This is a genomic window from Mucilaginibacter sp. P4_A11 (assembly GCF_056402535.1).
On sequence record NZ_JBFUHE010000010.1, the window covers coordinates 124,329 to 148,956 of the forward strand.

The following is a 24,628-nucleotide window of genomic DNA, read 5'->3' on the forward strand; positions in this document are numbered from 1 at the left end:
TTAAAAACTTGCGTTTACACCTAAAGTAAATACACGGGCTTTAGGATAAGAGGTATAATCGATACCCTTTGAAGCCACGTCGTTTCGTTGTTTATCTGTGTTAACTTCAGGATCTAATCCTGAATAATTTGTGATCAGGAACAAATTTTGCCCTGTAAGTGATACTCTTAACGTTTTAATCGCGTTTGACTTAATTGGGAAGGTGTATCCTAAGGTAGCATTACTTAACCTTAAGAAATCGCCTTTTTCAAGGAAGCGGGTAGATACCTCGCCCGAGTTTAGCGGACTTTCATTGGTTGCAGCTACATCTTTAGTTACGTTACGACCGCTAAGCAGGTTGCCTTTGTAAAAAAAGGCGTTGGCGGTGTTGTTATAAATGTAAAAGCCAGTTGCAGCATTAAGGAAAAAGCTGAAGCTCCAGTTTTTATAATTAAAGTTGTTGGTTAAGCTGGCTGTAAATTTAGGGTTAGGGCTGCCTTGTAATGAAGGTACGTCAATGCCTTGCGGATAAATACCGAAACCATTTTTATCTAAACCTGCATAGTTTGGCATATTGAAGGTGTACAAAGGCACACCATTAGTAATAAGCTGAGCGTAAGCACCTGAAAGGCCCTGGCCGTCAATATTACCGGTAACGATATAGTTTTTAAAGTTTTTAAGGGTATTGCTGATAAATGTCATGTTATATGCAACATCCCATGAAAAATCTTTACCCTGTACAGCAGCAAAATTTAAACCAACTTCAACACCTTGGTTTATAACATCACCATCAAGGTTTTTATAAAGCTGTGGTGCGGCCGTTGGTTGAGGAAGATCCTGGCGGAACAACAGATCTCTTATAGATTTATGAAAATAATCAACCGAACCATTCAAACGTCCGTTTATGATCGAGAAATCCAACCCGGCTCCATAAGTGATGTTTGATTGCCATTTTAGATCAGGGTTATTCTGGTGCAAAAGCGCAGTTGCAGTACCTGGAAAATTCAAATATTGCCAAAGGTTTTGTGAACCTAAATCAGGAATTTCCTGGTTACCCGTTTTACCATAGTTTAATCTTAGGCTCAAATCATCAAATAAACCGCCCTTAGTCATAAATTCTTCATTGGTGATACGCCATTTAACCGCAACAGCCGGGAAATTACCGTATTTATGATTATCACCAAAACGCGATGAACCGTCTCGGCGGATAGTACCTGTTATAATATACCGATCTTTATATGAATAATTTACACGTGCAAAGTATGATTGCAGCTTGTAACTTGAGCTATCACCAACCGGGTAAGGCAGGTGGGTTTTAAAATCGTCATAATTTTTAACCAGCACTCCTGCGGTAGAAGTTCCGAAACCAAATTCATTGCGGGCAAAGTTTTTAAAAGTTTGGTATGAATAACCTGCCAAAGCAGTGATCGAACTACCGTCCCTCCACTTTTTGTCGTAGTTTAAGGTATGTTCTGTTGTGTAATTCGATACCTCGTTATGGGTGACAATAGCCGTACCGTTACCTGTTGGTGAAGGGTAGTTTACTTGCTTGATCCCTATTGCATCGGTATACCCAACAATTTTAGGATCATAGTAAGTTTTCCTTACTCCCCTTGATATATCCGCACCGAAGTTACCCTTGTAGGAAATGCCTGCAAATAACTTTAAGGTAACCGTAAAATTGTTCAGGAACCTGTTAATGTTATCGCGGTCGTCTATCTGGTTTAATAATGATACCGGGTTTCTGAAGCTATTACCATTTGGATAGCCCGCATCATTATAGCCGTTTAAGTTAAAATACCTTCCCTGGGCATCATATACCGGGGCTGTAGGATTTAGTTGTATTGCGGCACCGATTAAGCTTCCGTTAAAACCGGCATTATTGGTAACCGGGGCAAACTGATCTTTTACATTTGAATAAGTTGATTGTAAATCAAACTTAAGCCTGTCGTTCAGGAAAGATTGCGAAGCATTGATACGTCCGTTCAAACGTTTTAAACTCGATTTTTTTACGATACCTTGTTGATCATCATAGCCGAAAGATGCACGGAAGCTGCCGGTATTATCTTTGCTTGCACCGCCAAGGCTCAGGTTATAGTTTTGCGATATCGGGCTGCGGAAAATCTGTTTCTGCCAGTCGGTATTACCGCCATAGTCAACACCGCCATCGGCAGCAGGCGCTGCATTAGCACCAACATCTGTAACTGCCTTTAAAAAAGCGTCCCGGCCAAGTACATCATAACGTTTTGCAGTAGATGAAACACTTGTATTTGATGAAAACTGGACCCCCTGACCTTTACGGCCTTTACGTGTGGTAATTAAAATTACACCATTTGCACCACGCGAACCATAAATAGCAGCAGAAGATGCATCTTTCAAAACCGAGATATTTTCAATATCGGCCGGGTTTAAAAATGATAATGGGTTACGTGCAGATGAGTTACCGGCACCAACGCCATAACTACCGGCCGTACCGCCGCTGTTATCAATTGGAATACCATCTATAACGTACAAAGGGCCATCGCCTGTACGGATAGACCCTGCACCACGTATCGCGATTGCGGCACCGGCGCCAGGTTCACCACTCGAAGGGGTAACTTGAACACCTGAGATACGGCCCTGTAATAATTGGTCGGGAGTTGAAATAACCCCTTTATTAAAGTCTTTGGTACTTAATGTGGCAACCGATCCTGTTGCATCTTTCACTTTCTGGGTGCCGTAGCCTATTACTACAACCTCGTTCAGGGCCCTGTTGGCCTCTGCAAGCTGCACATCAACAGTGGTGCGCCCGTTTAGCGGCACTGTTGCATTAAGATAACCAACATAAGTAAACGTAAGGCTTGGGGCGTTTGCCGGAACGGAGATTTTATAAGATCCGTCTGTAGCCGTTATGGCGCCGCCCTGTGCGCCTACGGCTATTACTACCGATACTCCAATTAATGGAGACCCATCTTTTTTGTCGGTTACTTTACCTGTTATCACCTTATTCTGGGCCATAGCAGGCTCCATCGAAAAGAGAAAAACAGCAAAGAAACATACTTTGAGTAAATGTTTAATTTGCATAAAACTTGAGATTTAGTTGAAATTGGTTTTGTTTGGGTTTAGTTTCTAACCCATAATAATGAGTACGTACATCAGTACAACGCATGCCCGTATTATTCAAATATCACTTTTGATAATAATCTGAATTATAAGCACAAATCAATGAGAACATTCCGGTACCAAGTGAAATAGCAGGTTAGTACAGGATAAGGTTAACAATAATTGGTTGTTTAAAAATGTAACTGTTTACAATTATTACATGTTAAAATCTAATGCAATTTAATTATAAATAAACTCAGAAAAGAAATTACAGTTGCCGGGAAAGGTGAAAATGGCTTATTTTACTATTTTTATAAATTTTATCGATGTTTTTTTTATTTAAAAAATTACTAATCAACAACTTATATAAATTTTACATAGAAAAAATATAATGTTTTTTTAGACATTTATAATACTTTTATGCTAAAAAATCTATAAAATTATCTGCTTTACAGGTTTTTTTGATCGCACGCTGTTATTAAAAAACTAATCAAAGTCAAAAGCCTTAATATCCATAATACGTTGTTCAAACTGATCGGGGTGCAGTGATTTTGCTTTGATCCTCATCTTATAAACGTAAATTGTATTAACAGAATACTCCAATATTTTGGCAATGGTTTCATTATCCGCAATGCCCATCCTTATAAGTGCGAATATGCGCAGATCAGTATTTAATACTTCATCTTCCTCGGGCCAGATCTGATCTTTTTCGGCAAACAGGCCATTAAATACCATAATGAAATTAGGGAAGATCTTCAAAAATATATGATCAAAGCTGTAGTACAGATTTTCTCTTTCTTTTTTTATATCAATATTGTCTACAAACGTATGAATGGCATCATACTTTTTCATCGAAAGTTTGGCATCAATAGAGATTTTTAGGTTTTCAAGCTTAACAATATATCCAGAAATGGCTTTAAAAAATTGCCCTATATACTCCTCCTTGATTTTTGCATCCTCAATTAATTTTCCGTTAATGTGGTTTAGCTGCACATTTTTCCCCTCAATTATACCTTCTTTGATTTTTAGTTTTTTTAATTGCTTAACGATCATCACCAGGAAGAAGACTACCAGCAACGCGAGTGCAGTAATAACCAGCAGAAATACCAGGAAACGGTTTTTTTGATGTTCTGTATTATTAAGCTCAGCAGCAGCTATTAAGGGTAAAATTGCCGCTATTTGTATTTTACGCTGACGGGCGCCATAAAAGTCGGCATCAGCTTTGGCCAACTGGATAAAACTGTAAGCGTCTTTGATATTACCTTGCTTATACAACAGCTCGGCAAGGGTATACAGGGCAACAGTTTCGCGGGTTGATGACTTTATATCAGCTATTGCCGATCTGATCATCAAATTAAGGCCCTCCTCGTGCTCATTATCTTCAAGACAAATTGCCCCCAACGAACATGATACCATTGCACGCAGGTGCATGGTAATTGGCATATCCCTTTCAAGTAATTTCCTGAACCTTATCCGCCCCTCTTTGTAATCCTTTTCCTGGTAATCCTGCAAGCCAAGCAAATAAGTATGCATTATGTGATCATTGCCGCAAAATGACACAGCCGAATCAATGAATTTATTGCCGGCTTTAACGTAATCGGGACTGAAATATTTGTCATTGCTATAATTTGCCAGATCGTAATTGCATCTGCCTAAAAAAAAATAATAGTCCACTTTATCAGCATTACTTAACGCTTTGACATCTACTTTATGTAAATAATCAAAGGTTTCGTTAAACATCCCAGATGAAAGGAGGATAAAAGCCATCTTAACATAACTATAATATTCTTTCTTTTTATTCCCCGTTGCCTTGCTTAGCGATATCATTTTATCGACATAAACATAGGCCGAGTCAAATTGGTACGATTTGTATTCGGTATAAAGCTTATCCCAGGTATCAAACCTTGCGTCATAATTGGTTGGCGAAAGTTTTGATTGATATGCCTTTAATTTCTGGATCCTAACGTCTTTGCTGCCGTCATATGTATTTTTCTTCGCTATCTCGTTTTTTAACTCCTCAAGTAAAGTATTGGTATCGATTAATGCATTTGCGGAAAAATTAATTAATGAAAAAAGCAGGAGACAGAGGATGTATTTCATTTTTGTTGTAAAGGTTTTTAACAGTAATGTACATGGCTAATAAGAGATTTAATCAAACACGGTTTTGGCAGATCAAATTCTCAATAAGTCAATTAAAACGGCAACTAAAAAGGTTATAAATTGGGATAATTGCATAATTATTCCAGGTTTATCTTCTCAAATATATGGATTTGAAGCATTGCTAATGCGTTTTAGTTTTGTTTTTTAATGGATAAAAAACCGAGACCGGAGTTGCTATATATTCAGCAGCAAACAGCTTGAAAACCGAAAAGCAGCAAAACAAACCCAGCTGTAATCCTTGAGGATGCACACAAGTCGTTTTCCGCTTTGTATTGATTGTTTACATTTAAAATGGGCACAAAACGCCCCTTTTACATCATTTGCGGCCCGCGGAGGCCGAATTATTAAAATAAACTTTGGTTTTAACACGAAAACATCCTTTATTTAAAAAAAATCAAACGAAATTTGTATACGGTGGTTATCTATCGTCTTTAATCTCAATTTATAAATGGTCAAATTATTTGTAGGCGGCTTTCCTCTGGAAATGACAGAGCTGGAACTTGTTAAAATGATAGGTCCGCATGGCGATGTGGAAACGATTAAAATTGTACGCGATAAAAAAACAAGAATATGCAAGGGATACGCTTTTCTTGAAATGAAGGATCGCATCGGGGCCGAGAACGCGGTGATCGCTTTAGACGGCACCCCTATTGCCGATCGTGTATTAAGCGTAAAAATAAACGACGACTTTGTTAAGAAAACCCCGCCGCCACGCAAGTCATTCGGTTACGGAAACAATAACAACCGTAATAACAGTGGTAACAGGCCCAGCGATACACGAAGCTATAACAGCCAAAGCAATTACCGGAGCAGTAATGAGCAATCGCCTGCAGGTGACAGACCGCGGCGCCCCAGGAAAACGATGTAATAAGAAGTTCCCGATAAGTCACAAATAAAAAAATCCCGGCTAATGATATTAGCCGGGATTTTTTGTAGTTATTACAAATACTTAAACACCAAGATCCTGCATAATTGAGGAAATTTTAGCATCAAGCTGTTTATCTGTCTCTGCATAAGCTTCCTTACTGTCAAGTTTACCATTTACGCTGCAATAGAACTTGATTTTAGGCTCTGTGCCTGAAGGACGGGCCGAAATTATACTTCCGTCTTCGGTAATGAATTGTAAAACATCAGAAGCCGGCAATTCAATTGGTTTGCTTGTATTGGTAGCCAAATCAGTTTCTACGCGTTTTTCATAATCCTTAAGCGTACTTACTTTTGAGCCGCCTAAAGTAGCCGGAGGGTTGGTACGGAATTTCTCCATCATTTCCTTGATCTCCTCAGCACCGGTTTTACCTTTTTTGGTCAGGGAGATCAGCTTCTCCTTGTAAAAACCATATTGTACATAAGTATCAATCAAAGCTTCAAACAGGCTGCTGCCTTTGTCTTTGTAATAAGCGGTCATTTCGGCAATGAAGGCGCTTGAAACCACAGCATCTTTGTCCCTTACCAGTTCGCCGATCAGGTAACCGTAACTTTCTTCACCACCGCCGATAAAGGTTTGCTTGCCTTCAAAATGGGTCATCAGCTCGCCGATATATTTAAAGCCTGTAAGCGTGTTATAGTAAGTAACATTTTTGGCTTCGGCTATACGCTCGATAAGGTTTGTTGTAACAATGGTTTTAACAATATACTCTTTACCGGTAAGCTTGCCTTTTTCTTCCCATGCACTCAGCAAATAATTGATCAGCATTGCACCGGTTTGGTTACCGTTAAGCAGAATAAACTCACCATCGGTATTTTTTACGGCGATACCTACACGATCGGCGTCAGGGTCTGTAGCCAAAACCAGGTCGGCATCAGTTTCCTGTGCCTTTTTAAGGGCAAGTGTTAATGCTTCTTTCTCCTCCGGATTTGGATAAACTACAGTAGGGAAGTTACCATCGGGCGTAATTTGCTCCTCAACCAGAATCACATTTTCAAAACCAAACCTTTTCAGGGCTTGTGGTACTAAAGTGATCCCCGTTCCATGAATGGGTGAAAAAACAATTTTCAGATCTTTTTGACGTGCAATAGCATCGGGTGAAACAGAAAGTTCGGTGATCTTGCTCAGGTAAAGCTCATCAATTTCCTCTCCTATTTCTTCGATATTGGCGTCAACACGGTTAAACTTGATCTCATCAACGCTGCTAATAGCGGCAACCTCGTCCATTACAGCTTTATCATGCGGCGAAACAAACTGACCGCCATCTGCTCCATAGGCCTTGTAACCATTGTACTCTTTAGGATTGTGCGATGCTGTAAGCATTACACCGCTTTTACAACCTAAATGACGTACGGCAAATGAAAGCTCCGGAGTTGGACGTAGTGCCTTAAAAAAGTAAACATAAATATCATTGGCCGAAAAAACTTCGGCTGTAATAGTCGAAAACAAATCGGCGTTATTACGGCTGTCATGAGCAATAGCTACCTTGATCTTTTCGCCGGGGTATGTTTTTTTCAGGTAATTAGCTAATCCCTGTGTAGCCGCACCTATCGTGTATTTATTGATCCGGTTCGAGCCTGGCCCCATGATACCGCGAAGGCCTCCGGTACCAAATTCCAGATCGCGATAAAATGAATCTGTTAGTTCGGTAAAAGCCTTATCGTCAATTAACTTTTGAATTTCCTGCTTTACATCAGCATCATAATTTCCTTGAAGCCATGAGTTTGCTTTTTGAAGAATGGTGGGGTCTAATTCCTGCATAAGTGGTTGTATATTTTCAAATTATCTGGTTCAGTTTTGGTTCAAATATGCAATAAATAACCAAAACAGAACGCCTTAAAGTTAAATCATCTTTTTAAATATGCCAGCTCAATATGCAATAAGTTTTAAACTAAAATGTACAACAGGAGCAGTATCCGGCAAACGTTATTTGAACAAGATGCTGCTGTAAAAGTTTTACAAATTTTCACAGCAGTAAATAAACCTGGTTTCGGACGATCAACGTGGTTTATCGTTGCCATTGCTGCCGGAACCAAAATGTGGATGGCAATTCGTATCTGTTAGCCGGCCTGCACAAAACAAGCCGGCATTAACAGACGGATGTAAAGGAGTTGGTAAGTGTTTGCAACAATTCAGCCTGTCAATAAACCCTTATTTTTACTGCGGCTACCCTATTTATCCAGTTCGGTGATGATCTTTTTGGCATTATCATTTGCGGGATCGAGCTGTAATGATTTTTTATAATTCAACAGCGCTAACGATTTATTACCCTGATTATAGTAGGCCTCGCCCAGACTGTCAAACACATTGCCCGATTTCGGGAACAATTTGGTATTATATTCAAAAATGGTAACAGCATCAGCCAAGCGTTTTTTATTCATCAGATAATAGCCTGTTTCGTTTAAGGTGTTTTCGTCATCAAAACTGTACTCGCTCCTGCGTTTATTTTTAAGATCATTGTAGAAACTGATGATCTGGTCGCCGCTCATTAAATCAAGTTTGGTGCTAAACTCATCCAAAAATGATCTTTTAACCTGCACATAAGGCTTGTTTTCCAAAATCGACTCAATCGACTTTTCTATGGAGTATAGATTTCCCTGCTTATTATTGGTCATCAGTATAATGGTAACGCCATGCGGCTCCTTACTTACCAATAAAGCCTGGTAATTTAAAGAGGTGCCATCGTGGATATGGCTGATCATTTTGTCGTTATCCATACTGCCACCGCCAAGGCCCGATTGCCTGCCCGGGCTTATGCCATTAATGATCTCGCGTGTGGCAACAGGGCTTATTAACTTAAACTTGTCTATCGCGTTAGCCCAGGCATAAAAATCATCGAGCGTTACGGCAGTCCAGCCAGATATGGGATATACCAAACCATCCGCTTTCCCATTATTATCATATGATTTTGCAACAAGTGCATCCTGCTCCGTAGGGTCAACGATAGCGGTATTCATACCGGCAGGCTTCAATTCATAATCTTCAACAAATTGCTTAAAACTAAGGCCAGTTATTTTTTCGATAATGCGACGCTGCAGAAAAACGTTATTGTTATTATAAGCATATTTTTTACCCGGCTCAAAATCAAGCGAATCAACCTTCATTAAATCGGCCATATTATCGGCATCACTTTTAACAGTCTTCCATTTCACATCGGGTAAGCCACTTGTGTATTGCAACAGGTTAATGATCCTGATCTTATCGGCCCAGGCGGGTAGCTGGGGCAGGTATTTGGATACCTTATCATCAAGGCTCAATTTGCCTTGTTCCTGCAACATCATGATACCAACAGCATTAAATTCTTTAGCTATCGAACCAATATGGAAGCGATATTGATCTGTAAGCTAATTGTTTTGCCTGCATCAGCATAGCCTATGGCGGCTTTATAAATGATCTTTCCACGATCTGCCACCAGCACATTACCGTTAAATAAACCCAATCTATTAGCCCTTTGTACCAGGGTATCAATATTAGCTGCTTTGGTTTGCTGGGCAAAGGTTTCCCCTGCGGCTAAAACAGTAAGCCCTGCTAACAAAAAAAAGTGTTTAAAATTCAACTTCATAACGTGCCGATTGATGGTAAAGAGACTACAACAAACGCATTTATGTTACATATGATATTGATATTAATCACCCCTCCCGCTCGTAAAAGGCCGCAAGTATAAATGCGCATGACGCAAGCCCGGTATCTTTCAGGGCGTTGGTTATTTTACCGGCGTCAAAATGACTATTAATGAGTAACGGGATATGTATAGTTAAAATAAATACCCATATCATACATCCCAATAAAAAACAGCCCCATTGGGCATACAGGTTAACGTAAATGCTTACAGCAGCAGCTATAAGCGCAATAGCCGTCAGGTATACCCAGAAAAGATGAAAGGGGATCCAGCCGGGCACGAGCGTTGCCACGAAATCAGCATACATAAAATGCTGGATCCCGAATACAAACATTACTGTAGCATAAATGTAGGTGCTGATCCTGCTTATTATTTGTTTCATTGTTGGTTAGGTTATGGTATATTTAGGTTTATTAATTGCTGTTAAAATTAGCCTGCCAGCCAGGCTATAGCAATTCACAGCCTGTACAAGTTGGTACAAGCCTGTACAAATAACATCTGAACTCATTTACCGGCTATTTTTGACCAATGGATATGCCCGCACAAGAACTGCTTATTACCGAACTGATAAAACAATACGAGACTTTCACCGGCTGGGGCGATAGCAGCACCTGGAAGAACCAGGATTTTATAAACCTAAGCGAAAAGATAAGGGAGAAAACCGGTGCGTCTATAAGCCATGTTACGCTGAAGCGCATCTGGGGTAAAGTTAAATATGACAGCCTGCCCAATACCTACACCATGGATACGCTGGTGCAGTTTTTGGGTTATGAAAACTTCAGGGTATTCAGCATGCAATTTGTCCCCGTAGGCAGGCCAGGGGAGCAAGATCCACCCAAACCAAAGCCGGTAAAAAAAAGTTTCAGGTCGATGCCTTACGCTTTGGGCATTTTAACGCTGGTAGGCATTTTATTAGTTGTGATCATCGCTTCACGTACCGAGCGTCCGAAACCACCTATCGTATCCAAAGATTATACTTTCAGCAGTAAAAAGGTGATCACTTCGGGATTGCCCAACTCGGTGGTATTTGACTTTGATGCCAGCAAATCTCCTTACGATTCGGTCGCTATCCAGCAATCATGGGACAGGCACCTGCGGGTTAACGTTTCTAAAAACGACCGCCAGCATACGTCTATTTATTACTTCCCCGATTTTTATTATGCCAAGCTCATTGTTGGCGGCAAGATTGTGAAACAGCACGAACTGCTGGTTGAATCAAACGGTTGGTTGCCGATAGTTGAAAAACAACCGGTACCGGTTTACTATGAAAAGAAGGATGCTATGGCAGATGGTAAGCTTTCCCTCTCGCCCCAAAAGATCAAAGAGCGGAATATTGCCATGCAGCCCACCCCTCCTTATGTGGTTTATGCCAACGTTACAGATTTCGGGGAGATCTACAGCAACGATTTCACTTTTGAAACATCTGTCAAAAACAACTATAATGAAGGCGCGGCTGCCTGTCGCCTGAGCACTATTTATATTTTGTGTAAAGGTACAGCTATCTGGGTCCCTTTAAGCACTAAAGGCTGCGTATCTGACCTGGATATGTATTTTGCAGGTTACGAGGTATCCGGCAAAAAGCACGATCTTTCTGCTTTCGGGGTTGATTTTGAAAAAGATGTGCCGCTTAAAATAGTATCACATGGCGGCAAGGCCCAAATCTTTATTGATAACAAACCTGTTTACACGGTGGATAAAGGCATCAGTCGTGCTAAAATAATCGGGATTTTATTTCGCTTCCAGGGTACAGGGTCGGTGGATTATGTGCGACTGACGAATGGCAAAGTAAACTATGACGATGAATTTTGAGGATCGTTATTTACCTCGCGTGGAATAACTGATAACAACTCATTTTTTATGGCCGGAGGGATAACCATCATCGGCTGAGAAACGATCTCGCTATTATTCGGCGAGGGGCAGCTGGCAACTAAAACAAAACAGCCTTTTTCGGCTTCAAATGTTACTGTTATTTTAAGTTGCTTTAAGGCTTCAAGATCCTGGTAAGCCGTGCGTGTACTGACATGAAAATGCGCCTTCAACAGCTCAATGGACACCACATCCCTGGTTTGCAGTAACACTAATACCCTGAGCAACCTGTCGGCCCTGTTCATAATAGATCACATATTTTCATACAAAGGTGTAACACACTATTGACAACAGTGTGTCAGCAGTAAAAACATGATCTATAAAGCCCGCCAAAGTTAATGATGTGTTTGATAAACCATCAAAACAACACCCGATGAAAAAACTTTCTGCCGCACCAATTTTAACGGCATGTTATTCTTTAACTTATTAAATAGCGATTTGCCCTTGCCTATGGTTATCGGGTGGACCCAAAACTGATACTCATCAACTAAATTCACCACCACCAGTTTTTTCACTAAGCTGACGCTTCCATAAGTAAGAATATCGCGGCCATGCTGCTTTTTTAAATGCGCTATTTCTCCCCGTAAATTGCCTTTAAGCAATAAAGAATTGTTCCACAAAACAGCATTCATCGTTGAGGAAATAACCACCTTTTGATAGTTGTTCATCATATCGGCATAAGCAATATCCGTACGGGGAAAGCTCATGCTTTTAGCCTGGAAGGGCCAGTAGGCAGCCATGGCCTGGTAGGTATTCCTGCCCAATAAAATAGTATCTGCCCGGCTAAGCAGTTCTGTTGTTGTTTCGGCTATTTCATCAGTCCAGTATGGTGCGTGCCAGTCAAGGCTGTCATCATCTGCTGCCACAAAGCCATCCAGCGTAACATTTAAGGATACTACCAATTTGCGCATGATATAAATGAACAAACCGGGCTTAGCAAGTAAACCCGGGATTGAGTAATTAAATTAATATGATTAAGCCAGTTCGGTATTCCCGGCAAGTTTGGTATTGGTTAAGCGCAGGTCTTTTACCTGCTTATACCTTTTCCATAAGTAGTAAGTAAAAAACATGACAATTAACATTACCACTGGCGGGACAAGCATAGCAGCACCTGCACCAATGGCAAACCATGATAAAAACGCCCCGATAAAGCTGATGGTAAAGCCCGAATATGCCCATTCTTTAACCACCCGGTATTTTGTTTGAGCTATGGCCAGCACACCGGCTATTTTTGCCGAACCCATTATAACCAGCAGGTACATGGGGTAACCAAGTTTAGCTAAAGAATCTTTACCGGCCTGCTGCATAGTGATGCCTCCGTAAGCATCGCCAAGCATTGCCAGTAAAAAAAGCGTGGTAAAGATCCAGTACAGGGCTTTAATTGTTTTTGGTTTCATGATGATATTATTTTGTGTGTGTGATTATTGATTTGTTGACGATACAAAGTTATCCCGGAAGCCAAAATCATGTAGTGTGCAAAATGGACATATTAAGGGGTTGATTGCGACTTTGGTATTCGCTACCTTTATTTAAAGATAACCAATTATACTATCGATAAAATGAAACATGTTGCTATCCTGATACCCAATGAAGCGGTTTTGGCCAGTATTGTTGATGCCCGGACTATTTTTACCGGTGCCAACGACTTTTTACAATCAATGGGCAGGCAGCCAGTGTTTGATGTACATATGGTTGGGCTCGCCAGGGAAATTAAAGTACATGGCGGCATGTTTTCCGTCCATCCCGATATTTTATTGGGCGAATTACAGAAAAGCGATATCGTGATCATCCCGGCCATAAGTGGCGATCTGGAAACCGCGGTGAAAGTAAACCAGGATTTTGTGCCCTGGATCATAAACCAATACCGTAACGGTGCCGAAATAGCAAGCCTATGTATAGGTTCATTTATACTGGCATCCACCGGATTGTTAAATGGCAAAGAATGCTCGAGCCATTGGATTACTGCTGATAAATTCCGGAGCATGTTCCCGGAAGTGACGCTGGTTGACGGGCGCATTGTTACCGAACAACAGGGGCTGTACTCAAGCGGTGGAGCTACCTCCTACTGGAGCTTGCTACTGCTGTTGATTGAGAAATACGCCGGTCGGGAGATAGCCATTATGGCGGCCAAGATCTATGCATTGGAGATCGACCGGAAAAGCCAATCACCTTTCGCCATGTTCACCGGGCAAAAGAAGCATGAAGACGACCCGATAAAACGAGCCCAGGAATACATAGAAAATAATGTTACCGAGAAGATCTCGGTTGAAGACCTTTCATCAAAATATGCCATCGGCCGGAGGCATTTTGAACGCCGCTTTAAAAAAGCTACCAACAACACCCCGGTTGAGTACATCCAGCGTGTAAAAATTGAAGCGGCTAAAAAACAGCTGGAAAGTACACCCAAAAACGTCAATGAGGTTATGTATGATGTTGGGTATACCGATGCCAAAGCGTTCCGCACGGTTTTCAAAAAAATCACCGGGATATCACCTATTGATTACCGTAATAAGTATAATAAGGAAGCCGCGGTAGCATAGCTGCGCGTGTCTTAATTCCGCACACTTTTTTACTGCATTTGAAGTGTATATCAGCACATCAATAACCGGCAAATAAAAATGTCGAAATATCTGTCATTTTTTGATTGGAACAAACTGTGTTACAGCACTTAAGACAGCATCTTATTTTCACTACAAAAACATTACATTCTGTCAATAAAAATTATCCTAACAAATAGCCGGATATTCCGTTTAAAAATTACATTTTTGCCCCAAAATTTTTAAGGATGCAGAGTTACCAGGAATTTCTTGACTTAAGTGTAGGCTTTCCACAGGATGGTTTTGAGATCATCGACGATGAACTATACTTTCAGGACCTAAATTTGATGGAGATGATTGAAACGTACGGTACTCCCCTACGCTTTACTTATCTGCCTATGATATCCAAAAAGATCCAGCAGGCCAAACTGCTGTTTCAACAGGCTATCATCAAAAATAATTATCGCGGCAGCTATAAATACTGCTATTGTACCAAAAGCTCGCATTTCAGGCATATTGTTGAAGAGGCCCTGAAAAACGAGATCCACCTGGAAACATCTTCGGCATTTGATATGCCAATGATTGATGCCCTGGAGAAAAAAGGCACCGTGACAAAGGACATAACAGTAATATGTAACGGTTTTAAAACCTTCCAATACAAAACCTATATTATCGATATGCTGCATGATGGTTTCAAAAACATCATTCCGGTATTGGATAATAAAGAGGAGTTTAACCTTTACGATGATGAAATTGAGATGGATACCCCTTGTAACCTGGGTATCCGGATAGCGGCCGAAGAGCAGCCTGACTCTCAGTTTTATACTTCGCGTTTAGGTGTGCGGATGGAAGATGTTATCGATTTTTATCATAACAAAATTGAGGATAACCCTAACTTCCAGGTTAAGCTATTGCATTTCTTCATCAACTCGGGTATCTCTGATACACCATACTATTGGAACGAGCTGGAAAAATACGTAACCCTTTACTGCAAGTTTAAAAAGGTTAACCCGCACCTGGATACACTTGATATTGGCGGCGGTATGCCGTTTAAAGACTCACTGGTTTTCGATTTTGATTATGAGTACATGATCAACGAAATTGTAAGCCGGATCAAAGAGATCTGCGCCGAGCATGACACCATGGAGCCGGATATCATTACCGAGTTTGGTAAATACACTGTAGCCGAAGCTTCAGGCATCCTATACAAAGTTTTAGGCCGTAAACAACAAAACGACCGTGAACGATGGTTGATGCTTGATGGCTCGTTTATTACCAACCTGCCTGATGTTTGGGCTTTGAACCAAAAATACATCCTGTTGCCGGTTAACAACTGGGATTCAGAATACGAGCGTGTAAACCTTGGCGGTATCACCTGCGATGGGCAGGATTATTACAACCAGGAAGCACACATGAACAGCGTATTTATGCCTAAAACCCGTAAGGTGCAATATTTAGGCTTCTTTAATACAGGTGCTTACCAGGAAGTATTAAGCGGTTACGGTGGCATTCATCATTGCTTGTTGCCATCACCAAAGCATGTGATCATTCGCCGCAACAGGGACGAAACTTTTAACTTTGAAGTGTTTGGCGAAGAGCAGAACAGTAAACAGGTATTAAAAATTCTGGGCTATACTACTTAATTGCTCAGTATAAAAAGATAAACAAAAAAGGTGGCCATTTTGGTCACCTTTTTTGTTTGTTAACGGCCTATTGTGCCATCACCAACACCTGCTCCCTCAACGTTTGGATCCGGGAGATCGGCCAGGCTGCCATCCTCATGTAAAACCCTAAAGTGCATTTTTTGAGGACCTTTAGTTTCGAGGCAGGGATTCCTTCTAACAGCGTTGTTATAGCTATCGCTAATATGGCTTCCCATTGCCCCTTTAATATTGCCCTGCCCGCGGGCAGGGTCATCATTTCTATAATCAATCATGATTATACCCTCCTATTATTAAATCCCTTCAGTGCCGGGCTCATGACCAAGCATACGGCCAGTTGTACGGCCATGCGGACGGCTCTCAAAATCGGTTTTGGCCGGCCCTACCGAAGGGAACTCCTTTTTATTCGGTGGCGTTACATCAGTTTGTTCACTGAATGAAGTATCCGCGCTCTTGTTAGGCTGGTCAACTTCTGATTGGCTATGGCTCCCTACCCTTTCTTTCTCAGGCTTTTCTACCTCGGGTTTTTCGTCATAGTCAACAATATCATCTGCCTCATCCAAATCACCATCGTTACTTTCAAGATCGCGGTTTGGATAAGCTTCACCGTCATTTACAGAAAATGAATTGGTGCTGTTTTTAAAATCATTGCTGTCATTATCCTGGTTTCCCCAGTTCTCATTATTGGTATTCATAGGTTTTAATTTTAGTTGTTATTAAATTAAACCTACAAATCAATTGTATTGTTTTATTTTTTATCTTTTTAAGAAAATACATTTCAGCAACAAATCTACTATTGCTAACAATAATAACTGAATGTGACAAAGATGTTCAGGATTATCTGTAGAATTTTTTACGTAAGAATGTATAGCCAGATATCCCGAATGAGCACACAGATCACCATTTGATGGCGGCAATTTTGCTCACAGGAAATACTTTGCGTTTATATATTTAAAACGTTTTTAAAAATTAAAAAGTATGCTGCGGACAGGTTACTTTATAGCGATTATTAAGCAGGATGCCTAACACAATTTCGTGCGAACCATGGCTAACGGTGTTCAAGGCTGATGTTGTAAAATCATAAGAGTAACCAACATTAATAAGCGAGTTCAAGTTAAACCCTACCAATGCTGCATATGAATCATTGCGACGATATGAACCACCTATCCAGAATTTATCCCTAAACGACATTTTCATGTTCACGTCAAAAGTTACCGGAACTGGCGCTATAAACTTCAGCAAAGCAGAAGGCATCAGCGTAATATCATCAGACACGAAAAGTTTAACCCCACCTGTTACAAAATAGTGCGGCACAGTTTTATTTTGTACAGCAGTTGTTGATGTAGTTACATATAAATTTTGCGGCAGAATTTGCTGTACCGATGCGCCAAAGAAGTAATTAGACGAATATGCCCATACACCAACACCTAAATCAGGTTTCCATTGTGAACCTGTAATGTTATTGATGGTTGGGTCGTTCTGATCAACGTACGTAAGTTTACTAACGTCGATGACATTGTGGCTTACTCCGGCAGATACGCCGACAGCCAAATTTAACGTTTCAGTTAGCCCAAGGTGGTAAGCATAAGTTGCATCAATGTTAGTTTGTGTTATTGGGCCGGTTTTATCAGACACTACCATTAAACCTACTCCATGATGCGGCTCTGCAGCCATATAGTTTTGCGTATATGACCTGCTCGACGGATTTAAACCTCCACCTGCCGGAAATGCCGTAGCATCGCCCTGTAAAAACCTGTTGCCGATAGGCGCGTTCACCGAAAAATAGGATGTTACAGGCGCTCCGTCAAGCCCTGTCCATTGGCTGCGGTAGCCCAATTTCACATCGGTATAATTTTCAATACCACTTAACGCAGGATTTAAGAGGTAGTTATTGAATACGTATTGCGTGTACTGCGGTCGTTGCTGGGCTTTTGTCAATTGAGATGTTACAGCAATAACTATTAAAGTATATAAAATTCGCTTCATTTTTATCTGATAATGGTCACATTACCTGCAATAACCTCGCGGCCATTTTTGGGGTCAATAATATAATAATAAGTTCCGGGGGGCAAATATGAACCATTGTATCTCCCGTCCCAGGGCACACTATAACCAATTGACGAATATACCCTTTCTCCGAATCGGTTGTATACGTCAACTTTATTATTTGGATAACTTTCTAAATATTTAACATTCCAAAAATCATTTACTCCATCTCCGTTGGGAGTAAACACATTTGGGACAACTAAAAACTTCAAAACCTTTACTGATACAGTGGCCATAGCCTCGCATCCATGTGCCGACGTAACCATTACCTGGTAGGTAATATCCTGTGCCGGGCTTGCCACGGGATTAGCTACATCATCATGATCAAGACCTGTTGCAGGTGTCCATTTATAACTTAAGTTATCGTCATTCACTACAGGTTTTAAAATGTGCTTAGTACCTTCCAGCATGGTAAAATCCGGCCCTAACGAAACAAGAGGCGACGGATCTACCTTAACTTGCTGCACAACGGTATCTGCACAGGCATCCGTAGCTGTGTAGATGTACCTGATATCAAATACGCCCGCACCGGAAACAGCCGGATTAAAAACGCCATCGGTACTGATCCCAGTTCCCGAAAACGCTCCCGAACCGGCAGGACCAGCAAGATTTGGCACTAACTTCATAGGCTCCGATTCGATGCAAAGAACAGGAGCCTGATCAAAGGTTACTACAGGCGATGCTTTTAAAGTAACCGGAACCTCTGCAACATCAGAACATGATGTGCCCGAATATGCCACTACGCGTAAATTAATCTGGCGCGACCCTGTTGTAAACAATGGATATTTATGCCTTAGCTGCATCCCAGATGCAGGGTGGTCATAAACTACCATAGTTGAAGGGTCGCTGCTGTCATAAGTGACCTCAAGCCGGGTAATCTCTCCAAAATTGACTGAGGATTGATTTTTAAAAAACACCTCCCGGGCACTGCACAAGCCCGCCGGATCTTGAACTATTACTACAGCTTTTGGATTACTCCCATTAATTGTCAATGATTTTGGGGCCGAGGTAAAAGAGCAGCCATATTTTGAAGTAACCTTAAGTGTTACCTGGTAATTTCCTGCCAAAAACTTATGTTTAGGATTTTTCTCATGAGCGACATTAGCGTTACCCGGAGTTGCGTTAGGATCGCCGAAATTCCATTCATAAGTAAAATCAGCTATTGTGGCATCGGCAATTGTGCTTTGATCGGTAAACTGAGCAAAGTCATCTTCACAGGCATCGGGCAATAAAAAATCAACTACTGGCACAGGATAAATGTTAACATGCGCCGGGGTTATATTACTTGCACAACCATTACTATTTGTTACAGTCAATTTAACCAAATAATCCCCCGGTGTATTATAAGTGTGGTTAAACGGATTTTTGCTTGTAAGGGTTTCAACCGGAGTACCATCTCCGAAGTCCCATCGCCAGCTAACAATGTCCCCTTCGGCAGATGTGGAGTTATCTGTAAACGTAACATCCTGACCAGCACAGCCTGGCGATGAATAACTAAACGAAGCAACAGGAAGCCGCGATATGTGAATTTTTATTGGATCGGATGCCCCGCCGCATCCATTTTCGTTGGTAACAAACAATGTAACCAGGTAATCGCCCGGTTGGGCATATTTATGTATGGGATTTTGCACTACGTCAGTTATTCCATCACCAAAATCCCATCGCCAGGTTTTAATCTGCCGCGTGCCGGATGTTGACTGATCGGTAAATTGAACATTGCCGCCAAAACAGGTATTGGCAGAACTGAACTTTACAACCGGCGGCACAGAGATATTAAAATCAAACTCAATATCTTCATTTGATCCGCATTCATCGGCAATGGGGTTAAAAACAGTAGCCACAACACTGTAATCGCCATCGTTGTAAACTTCATCTGCCGGATACTCATAAGTATAAAGCACTTTCGAATCCTTTATGATTGAGCCGGTTGGTGTTGGGTTATTCATAATAACGGGTACGCTGCCGTTCTTAAGGTTCCAGGTAATTTTGTTGGTTTGGAATGGCAGTGTAAGCTGTAGCTTGTAATGCGTATCAGAACAGCCATTTGCCTGCACCGAATTATCGGCCGGGTTTAACAAGGCAATAAACTCGTTCAGGTTTTTAAGGTTGGTACCCGCCGCGTAACCATATGATTCGGTTCGGCCAAAGCCATAAGCTATCGCATTAAACCCGTCTGATGCTTTAATATTATGTACACCTGCGCTTACATTGATTTGCGCGTATGAATAAATGCTGTTGGGCACTTGTGAAAATTGGGTGTATGGCTGTCCGTCGAGCGAAAAAGTTGGCACAGCGGCTGTTTTAATAATAACATTAATAAAATTATTCTGGATCAGATAATTATGGGTCGAGTTTAGCGTAACGTGGTCAAGTGTTTGCTCAATAGGTGTCAGATAGATCATTTCAGGATCGCCTATATCGCCGCTGATAGGTTGACAGTTTAAACCTTCACCCTGGGTTACAGCATACTGAACTACCTGGATCGGTTTATCGGCCGAGATAACATTGGTTGCAGTTGAAGTATACTCGTAATACAGGCCATTAATTAGTCCTCCCTGTGGTGCTGCTCCATTTACAGTAACCTTTGTATCGGGCGAGCTAAGCACTATTCTTAAAATATCATAATTGCGTGTCTTTAAAGGCGCGGTTATATAATTTTTGCCCCAAACAGCTAATGGATAAACCTGCTGAAAAAGGTTATCTGATGATCCCTTATCCCCCTGGCATCCGATACTTATTTTTGAGCTGCCCGAAAAAACAGCTATCTTTTTACAAGCCCCGGTAGCACTTACAATTGAACGGATCCGGGTTCCGGTTAGGTCAGTAGCTGATAACCCCTGGTATACTTCGCCTTTTTTTAAATTGACGGTAAAAGGCTGGTTAGCAGGAATTCCGTTTAACAGGAGTTGCGAAGGCGTTATTTCAACGGTGGTATTATCTTCTGTAGCTATCACCGCGAAAGTAGAGTATGAAGGAACACCTTCAGTAGTTTTTGTACCGTTATTTGAGTTTGATATTTGTTTATAGTTGATAGAGAGATAATCTTTACCAAGGGTATTAACCGGCAGCAAAAGTGTTGCACCAGATACATTTTCCGCAAAAATATGCGCATAAACTGCAACAGGTTTAAACGAAGTAATATGAATGCCTTTTAAAAATTGCCCCTGGTTACCTATAAAAGCTCCGGGAGGAATATCTACGGTTAATATGTCGTTCGCCCTAACCTGGTAAGTGCTTGAAAAGCTACCATCCGCAACTTCAACAGTTACGGCTGTGTTCACATCGGCGGTTATGTAAAGTTCCATCTGGCTGCCTTTACCCAATGCGTTAGAACTGCCGGCAGCACCATCAATATGATCAATATAGGCGGTATAAAACTCTGTACCCTGGTTTGATGAACCTTGTGCATAAGTACAAACAACAAAGCATATGAAAGCAAACACGAGACTTAACGCCCGCAAAAAGTTTATCCTGCTCAAAGGTGTTCAGTTGAATTTGGTTTAGTAGTATTAACTACCCTTTAAAAGTACAAAACCTTTAATTGATATGGTATGATAACTATGTAAAATTAACCATGCTGTTTAGTTACCCGTTCAAGTTCATAATTTGCTATATTCAGTTTATGAGTAAGTTCAAAATTGAGCTTTCGCAGGTCATAAACTTCAAGGGCATTTTGAATAGTACATTTCAGCTCATCATTTTGCCAGGGCTTAGCTATGGTTTTGTAAACTATACTCCCTGCAACTGTATCAGCAACAATATTGCTATCTAAAAAACCCGTCAACAAGATCCTTATGGTGTGGGGATTGATTTGTGTAACCGACTCGAGAAAACTAATACCTGTCCCCCCGGGCATTAGCTGATTAACGATAATCACGGCTATTTCATTAAGGGCCAGCAAACGACGGCCCTCCGTTATTGTTGACGCTGTATAAACTTTAAATAACTGGCCGAACTGGCTTTTAAAATCATCAAGCTTACATACCGTATCATCAATATACAGCACACCTGCCTGCGCAACGCTTTGGTTCATTAAAATTGGTTTATAAAAGGCGACCGCCTCCTTTGTTCTTTAAATTTAAACCGATAATTCAAAAAAACAAATAAACCATGTGCTAAAAAAACTTATCAGGGTTAGGCACCAGGTTCAGGAACTTTTCAAAGTTCTCCTCGTAATGTGATTGATCGAGCTTGTAATAAAAAGCACCTTTTTTTGATGAAAGTTTATCCTTTTCCGGAAGTTTTACAAGCAGCCCGGTTGAAAGCAGCTTACGGCTAAAGTTCCTGTCATCAAACTTGGTTTGATAAACGCCTTCATAAAGCGCCTGTAATTGCGGAATGGTGAACTTTTCGGGCAATAGTTGGAATAATATCGGGTGAAGCGCGGCCTTATAACGCAGCTGTCTTTTAGCCAGGCGCACCATTTCATTGTGGTCAAATATCAGGTCGGGCATTTCATCAAGTAAAAACCATTCGGGATGATATTCTTCACTCAATTGAGCCTCATATTGATGGATATCGATAAGCGCAAAATAAGCTATGGACAGCGTTCTTTCTACCGGGTCACGTTCTGGCTTGCCGAATACCTGGAATTGTTCCATGTATACATTCCTGAGCCCTGTACGTAATTCAAGTACGCGGTTAGCTGCATCCTCCGGCGATTCGGTAGGCTTTATAAAACCACCTATCAGGCTCCATTTGTTTTTTTCGGGCTCAAGGCCACGCTGAACAAGCAATAACTTAATATTTGCACCGTCAAATCCAAATATGATACAATCTGTTGCTACTAAAATGCGCGATTCGCCGCTGTACTTATGCATAACTTAAGTTAAGTTTATATGCAATGGTAAAAATAATTTAGCAATTATTTAGTGTTGATCGGACAACTATTTTATAAGCCGGTAATTTATCAGCAAAAATTTAAAACGATTTATCAAATCAGGATAAAAAACAAGGCAAAACCCTGATAACCGTTTATCCTATAAAAGATCAGCTTACCCTTTTTCCTTGTAACAACAAATCCATCGCATCATCAAATGATCCTGCTCTGATCACCTCACCAGAGTTTACAAAGAAGATCTCATCAGCGTTTTCAATCGTATTTAACCGGTGCGCGATAATCACTCTTGTGGTACTTTTTGGCAGGTTATCCAAAATATCGCTCAATAACTTTTCGGTAATGGTATCAATATTGGCGGTAGCCTCATCCAATATCAAAATTTCCGGGTTACGCAAAACGGCCCGCATAAAGGCAATCAACTGCTTCTGTCCTAAACTGATACTATCACCACCTGATAAAACTTTGGTATCCAGGCCCTCTTCAAAAATGGCAAGCAGGCTGCCCAAGTTTGCATCCCTGATCACCTGTTCCATTTCTTCGTTGGTATGATCTTTAAAAAGCTCATTGCCATACAGGATGTTATCCCTTACCGTACCCGTAAACAGGAAAGGTTCCTGCAAAATAAAGCCTATCTTCCGGCTGCGTTCTTCGGCAGTAAAGCTCCTGATATCTTTTCCACCAAGTAATACCAACCCTTTAGTTGGATCATACAAACGCGCTATTAATGACGCAGTTGTTGTTTTACCTCCACCTGTAGGGCCAACCAGTGCATAGGTTTTGCCCCGTTCCAGTTTAAAGCAGATATTATGAAGTATCTCCCTGCTTTCATCATAACTGAAATGCACATGCCTGAACTCTAATAAAGCAGCATCAGGCTCGTTAACTCCGGCTTCAAGTATCGGCAAATCAGTTTCAAGGGATAAGATCTGCGAGATCCTGTCCCAGCCTGCCATCGCCAGCTGAAAGTTTGTCCATAAAGCGGCCAGTTGTCTCAAGGGATTGTAAAAGTTGGTAGCATATGATAAATAACTTACCAGCAAACCAACAGAAAACATGCCTTTACTGATCAGATAAATACCAAAACACAGTACGATAAGCTGGGCCATGCTCGCAAATAAACCATAAACGGGCACAAACACGTTGTTAGCCATGCCAGAGCCAATGGCAGTTTTATAGTTATGGTTGTTGGCGATATCAAAACGCTTGCGGAAATAATCGCGCCGGTTGAAGGCGATGATCACCTTAAAATTATTAATACTCTCCTGGATCTCACCGCTAAGCGAACCTGTGCTGCTCAGGTTGGCCGCATTTTTCCTTTTTATCCATGGCGATAATGCCAGCGTTAAAAACAAAATAACCAATGCCGGAAATAAAGCTGCTGCCCCCAGTTCTATATTGATAGCCAGTAAAAAAATACCTGCGCCAATCATGGTAGAGATATTGCCAATAAATTGCATCAGCGATTGGGAAAAGAACTGGTTAAGCTTATCGGTATCGTTATTAACCCTGGATATCAGGTCGCCTGCTTTGTTTTGATTAAAGAAAGCTACCGGCAACTGCTGTAATTTATTAAAGATAGAATTACGCAGGGTAAACAACATCCTTTGCCCCACCCCGCCCATTAGCGTAGTTTGCTTATAACTGGTAAATAATGCTACCAGGTACATGCAAATTAAAACAGCCGCATTGTGCAAAACACCGCTAAAATCCTTGTGCTGCACATATTTGTCGATAGTGTGGCCGATAATAAGCGGCCCAAGCAGGTTAAGTGAGGAGTTAACAAGGATGGCAAAAAAAGCAATGATGAGCGTACGCTTTTCATGAGCCATAAGCTGGAACAACTTTTTTAAGCCGGCCAGCGTGGAAGTTTTGGGCTGATTTTTACCTAATTGGTTAAGATCGTAGTTCATTGTG

At 41.1% G+C, this 24,628-nt stretch carries 20 protein-coding genes; 4 read left to right on the top strand and 16 right to left on the bottom strand.

All coding sequences use genetic code 11. From position 1 onward, the window contains the following. Together AC1DUD_RS19585 and AC1DUD_RS19590 are read right to left on the bottom strand one after the other, a co-directional pair. Positions 1-3,042, bottom strand: a complete 3,042-nt coding sequence (locus AC1DUD_RS19585) for a SusC/RagA family TonB-linked outer membrane protein (protein WP_477377423.1) — start codon at positions 3,040-3,042, stop codon at positions 1-3. Positions 3,043-3,546: 504 nt separating this feature from the next. After that, on the bottom strand, positions 3,547-5,160 hold the full coding sequence (locus tag AC1DUD_RS19590) for a DUF6377 domain-containing protein (protein WP_477377425.1): 1,614 nt from the start codon (positions 5,158-5,160) through the stop codon (positions 3,547-3,549). A gap of 508 nt (positions 5,161-5,668) precedes the next feature. Here AC1DUD_RS19590 and AC1DUD_RS19595 point away from each other — a divergent pair. Beyond that, complete coding sequence (locus tag AC1DUD_RS19595; protein ID WP_477377427.1) at positions 5,669-6,088, top strand: RNA recognition motif domain-containing protein; 420 nt, start codon at positions 5,669-5,671, stop codon at positions 6,086-6,088. Positions 6,089-6,169: 81 nt separating this feature from the next. On the opposite strand, the gene AC1DUD_RS19600 is transcribed toward AC1DUD_RS19595, so the two are convergent. From AC1DUD_RS19600 to AC1DUD_RS19615, 4 genes are all read right to left on the bottom strand, one after another. After that, positions 6,170-7,906: a phospho-sugar mutase gene (locus AC1DUD_RS19600; protein WP_477377429.1), complete on the bottom strand. Its 1,737-nt coding sequence runs from the start codon at positions 7,904-7,906 to the stop codon at positions 6,170-6,172. 410 nt (positions 7,907-8,316) lie between these two features. Next, a complete protein-coding gene (locus AC1DUD_RS19605; RefSeq protein ID WP_477377431.1) occupies positions 8,317-9,426 on the bottom strand; it encodes a serine hydrolase in 1,110 nt (369 codons plus the stop codon). A 26-nt stretch (positions 9,427-9,452) separates the two neighbouring features. Beyond that, positions 9,453-9,707 carry a hypothetical protein gene (locus AC1DUD_RS19610; protein WP_477377433.1) on the bottom strand — a complete coding sequence of 85 codons (255 nt, stop codon included), beginning with the start codon at positions 9,705-9,707 and terminating at the stop codon, positions 9,453-9,455. A gap of 67 nt (positions 9,708-9,774) precedes the next feature. After that, positions 9,775-10,146, bottom strand: coding sequence for a hypothetical protein (locus AC1DUD_RS19615; RefSeq protein ID WP_477377435.1), 372 nt, complete (start codon positions 10,144-10,146; stop codon positions 9,775-9,777). Positions 10,147-10,298: 152 nt separating this feature from the next. On the opposite strand from AC1DUD_RS19615, the gene AC1DUD_RS19620 reads away from it, so the two are divergent. Continuing rightward, positions 10,299-11,573, top strand: coding sequence for a hypothetical protein (locus tag AC1DUD_RS19620; RefSeq protein WP_477377437.1), 1,275 nt, complete (start codon positions 10,299-10,301; stop codon positions 11,571-11,573). Here the strand turns inward: AC1DUD_RS19620 and AC1DUD_RS19625 are convergent. The 3 genes from AC1DUD_RS19625 to AC1DUD_RS19635 form a co-directional block, all read right to left on the bottom strand. Beyond that, positions 11,555-11,875, bottom strand: coding sequence for an HTH domain-containing protein (locus tag AC1DUD_RS19625; RefSeq protein ID WP_477377439.1), 321 nt, complete (start codon positions 11,873-11,875; stop codon positions 11,555-11,557). The two genes, AC1DUD_RS19620 and AC1DUD_RS19625, sit on opposite strands and share 19 nt — an antisense overlap. A 90-nt stretch (positions 11,876-11,965) precedes the next feature. Beyond that, positions 11,966-12,541: a dihydrofolate reductase family protein gene (locus AC1DUD_RS19630; protein WP_477377441.1), complete on the bottom strand. Its 576-nt coding sequence runs from the start codon at positions 12,539-12,541 to the stop codon at positions 11,966-11,968. Positions 12,542-12,604: 63 nt separating this feature from the next. Next, positions 12,605-13,027: a DoxX family protein gene (locus AC1DUD_RS19635; RefSeq protein WP_477377443.1), complete on the bottom strand. Its 423-nt coding sequence runs from the start codon at positions 13,025-13,027 to the stop codon at positions 12,605-12,607. 162 nt (positions 13,028-13,189) lie between these two features. Between AC1DUD_RS19635 and AC1DUD_RS19640 the strand changes: the two genes are divergently transcribed. Together AC1DUD_RS19640 and AC1DUD_RS19645 are read left to right on the top strand one after the other, a co-directional pair. After that, positions 13,190-14,170 carry a GlxA family transcriptional regulator gene (locus AC1DUD_RS19640; protein ID WP_477377445.1) on the top strand — a complete coding sequence of 327 codons (981 nt, stop codon included), beginning with the start codon at positions 13,190-13,192 and terminating at the stop codon, positions 14,168-14,170. Positions 14,171-14,415: 245 nt separating this feature from the next. Then, positions 14,416-15,810, top strand: coding sequence for an arginine decarboxylase (locus AC1DUD_RS19645; RefSeq protein ID WP_377022733.1), 1,395 nt, complete (start codon positions 14,416-14,418; stop codon positions 15,808-15,810). Between the two features lie 59 nt (positions 15,811-15,869). Here AC1DUD_RS19645 and AC1DUD_RS19650 read toward each other — a convergent pair whose 3' ends face one another. From AC1DUD_RS19650 to AC1DUD_RS19680, 7 genes are all read right to left on the bottom strand, one after another. Then, positions 15,870-16,103 (bottom strand): hypothetical protein, encoded by a 234-nt coding sequence (locus tag AC1DUD_RS19650; protein ID WP_477377447.1) that lies wholly within the window; start codon positions 16,101-16,103, stop codon positions 15,870-15,872. A gap of 18 nt (positions 16,104-16,121) precedes the next feature. Continuing rightward, positions 16,122-16,523 (bottom strand): hypothetical protein, encoded by a 402-nt coding sequence (locus AC1DUD_RS19655; RefSeq protein ID WP_477377449.1) that lies wholly within the window; start codon positions 16,521-16,523, stop codon positions 16,122-16,124. A gap of 274 nt (positions 16,524-16,797) precedes the next feature. Continuing rightward, positions 16,798-17,814 (bottom strand): PorP/SprF family type IX secretion system membrane protein, encoded by a 1,017-nt coding sequence (locus tag AC1DUD_RS19660; RefSeq protein WP_477377451.1) that lies wholly within the window; start codon positions 17,812-17,814, stop codon positions 16,798-16,800. A 2-nt stretch (positions 17,815-17,816) separates the two neighbouring features. Further along, entirely contained in the window at positions 17,817-21,353 is a 3,537-nt protein-coding gene (locus AC1DUD_RS19665; RefSeq protein WP_477377453.1) for a PKD domain-containing protein, read from the bottom strand. An 89-nt stretch (positions 21,354-21,442) separates the two neighbouring features. Continuing rightward, positions 21,443-21,907: a response regulator gene (locus AC1DUD_RS19670; protein WP_477377455.1), complete on the bottom strand. Its 465-nt coding sequence runs from the start codon at positions 21,905-21,907 to the stop codon at positions 21,443-21,445. A gap of 82 nt (positions 21,908-21,989) precedes the next feature. Beyond that, positions 21,990-22,694 carry an NUDIX hydrolase gene (locus AC1DUD_RS19675; protein ID WP_477377457.1) on the bottom strand — a complete coding sequence of 235 codons (705 nt, stop codon included), beginning with the start codon at positions 22,692-22,694 and terminating at the stop codon, positions 21,990-21,992. Between the two features lie 169 nt (positions 22,695-22,863). Next, positions 22,864-24,624, bottom strand: coding sequence for an ABC transporter ATP-binding protein (locus AC1DUD_RS19680; protein ID WP_477377459.1), 1,761 nt, complete (start codon positions 24,622-24,624; stop codon positions 22,864-22,866). Positions 24,625-24,628 lie beyond the last annotated feature (4 nt).

Bases quoted from the DNA above. Each gene is read 5' to 3' on its own strand.
- AC1DUD_RS19585 (WP_477377423.1), bottom strand. From the start codon at position 3,042: ATGCAAATTAAACATTTACTCAAAGTATGTTTCTTTGCTGTTTTTCTC.
- AC1DUD_RS19590 (WP_477377425.1), bottom strand. From the start codon at position 5,160: ATGAAATACATCCTCTGTCTCCTGCTTTTTTCATTAATTAATTTTTCC.
- AC1DUD_RS19595 (WP_477377427.1), top strand. From the start codon at position 5,669: ATGGTCAAATTATTTGTAGGCGGCTTTCCTCTGGAAATGACAGAGCTG.
- AC1DUD_RS19600 (WP_477377429.1), bottom strand. From the start codon at position 7,906: ATGCAGGAATTAGACCCCACCATTCTTCAAAAAGCAAACTCATGGCTT.
- AC1DUD_RS19605 (WP_477377431.1), bottom strand. From the start codon at position 9,426: ATGATGTTGCAGGAACAAGGCAAATTGAGCCTTGATGATAAGGTATCC.
- AC1DUD_RS19610 (WP_477377433.1), bottom strand. From the start codon at position 9,707: ATGAAGTTGAATTTTAAACACTTTTTTTTGTTAGCAGGGCTTACTGTT.
- AC1DUD_RS19615 (WP_477377435.1), bottom strand. From the start codon at position 10,146: ATGAAACAAATAATAAGCAGGATCAGCACCTACATTTATGCTACAGTA.
- AC1DUD_RS19620 (WP_477377437.1), top strand. From the start codon at position 10,299: ATGCCCGCACAAGAACTGCTTATTACCGAACTGATAAAACAATACGAG.
- AC1DUD_RS19625 (WP_477377439.1), bottom strand. From the start codon at position 11,875: ATGAACAGGGCCGACAGGTTGCTCAGGGTATTAGTGTTACTGCAAACC.
- AC1DUD_RS19630 (WP_477377441.1), bottom strand. From the start codon at position 12,541: ATGCGCAAATTGGTAGTATCCTTAAATGTTACGCTGGATGGCTTTGTG.
- AC1DUD_RS19635 (WP_477377443.1), bottom strand. From the start codon at position 13,027: ATGAAACCAAAAACAATTAAAGCCCTGTACTGGATCTTTACCACGCTT.
- AC1DUD_RS19640 (WP_477377445.1), top strand. From the start codon at position 13,190: ATGAAACATGTTGCTATCCTGATACCCAATGAAGCGGTTTTGGCCAGT.
- AC1DUD_RS19645 (WP_377022733.1), top strand. From the start codon at position 14,416: ATGCAGAGTTACCAGGAATTTCTTGACTTAAGTGTAGGCTTTCCACAG.
- AC1DUD_RS19650 (WP_477377447.1), bottom strand. From the start codon at position 16,103: ATGATTGATTATAGAAATGATGACCCTGCCCGCGGGCAGGGCAATATT.
- AC1DUD_RS19655 (WP_477377449.1), bottom strand. From the start codon at position 16,523: ATGAATACCAATAATGAGAACTGGGGAAACCAGGATAATGACAGCAAT.
- AC1DUD_RS19660 (WP_477377451.1), bottom strand. From the start codon at position 17,814: ATGAAGCGAATTTTATATACTTTAATAGTTATTGCTGTAACATCTCAA.
- AC1DUD_RS19670 (WP_477377455.1), bottom strand. From the start codon at position 21,907: ATGAACCAAAGCGTTGCGCAGGCAGGTGTGCTGTATATTGATGATACG.
- AC1DUD_RS19675 (WP_477377457.1), bottom strand. From the start codon at position 22,694: ATGCATAAGTACAGCGGCGAATCGCGCATTTTAGTAGCAACAGATTGT.
- AC1DUD_RS19680 (WP_477377459.1), bottom strand. From the start codon at position 24,624: ATGAACTACGATCTTAACCAATTAGGTAAAAATCAGCCCAAAACTTCC.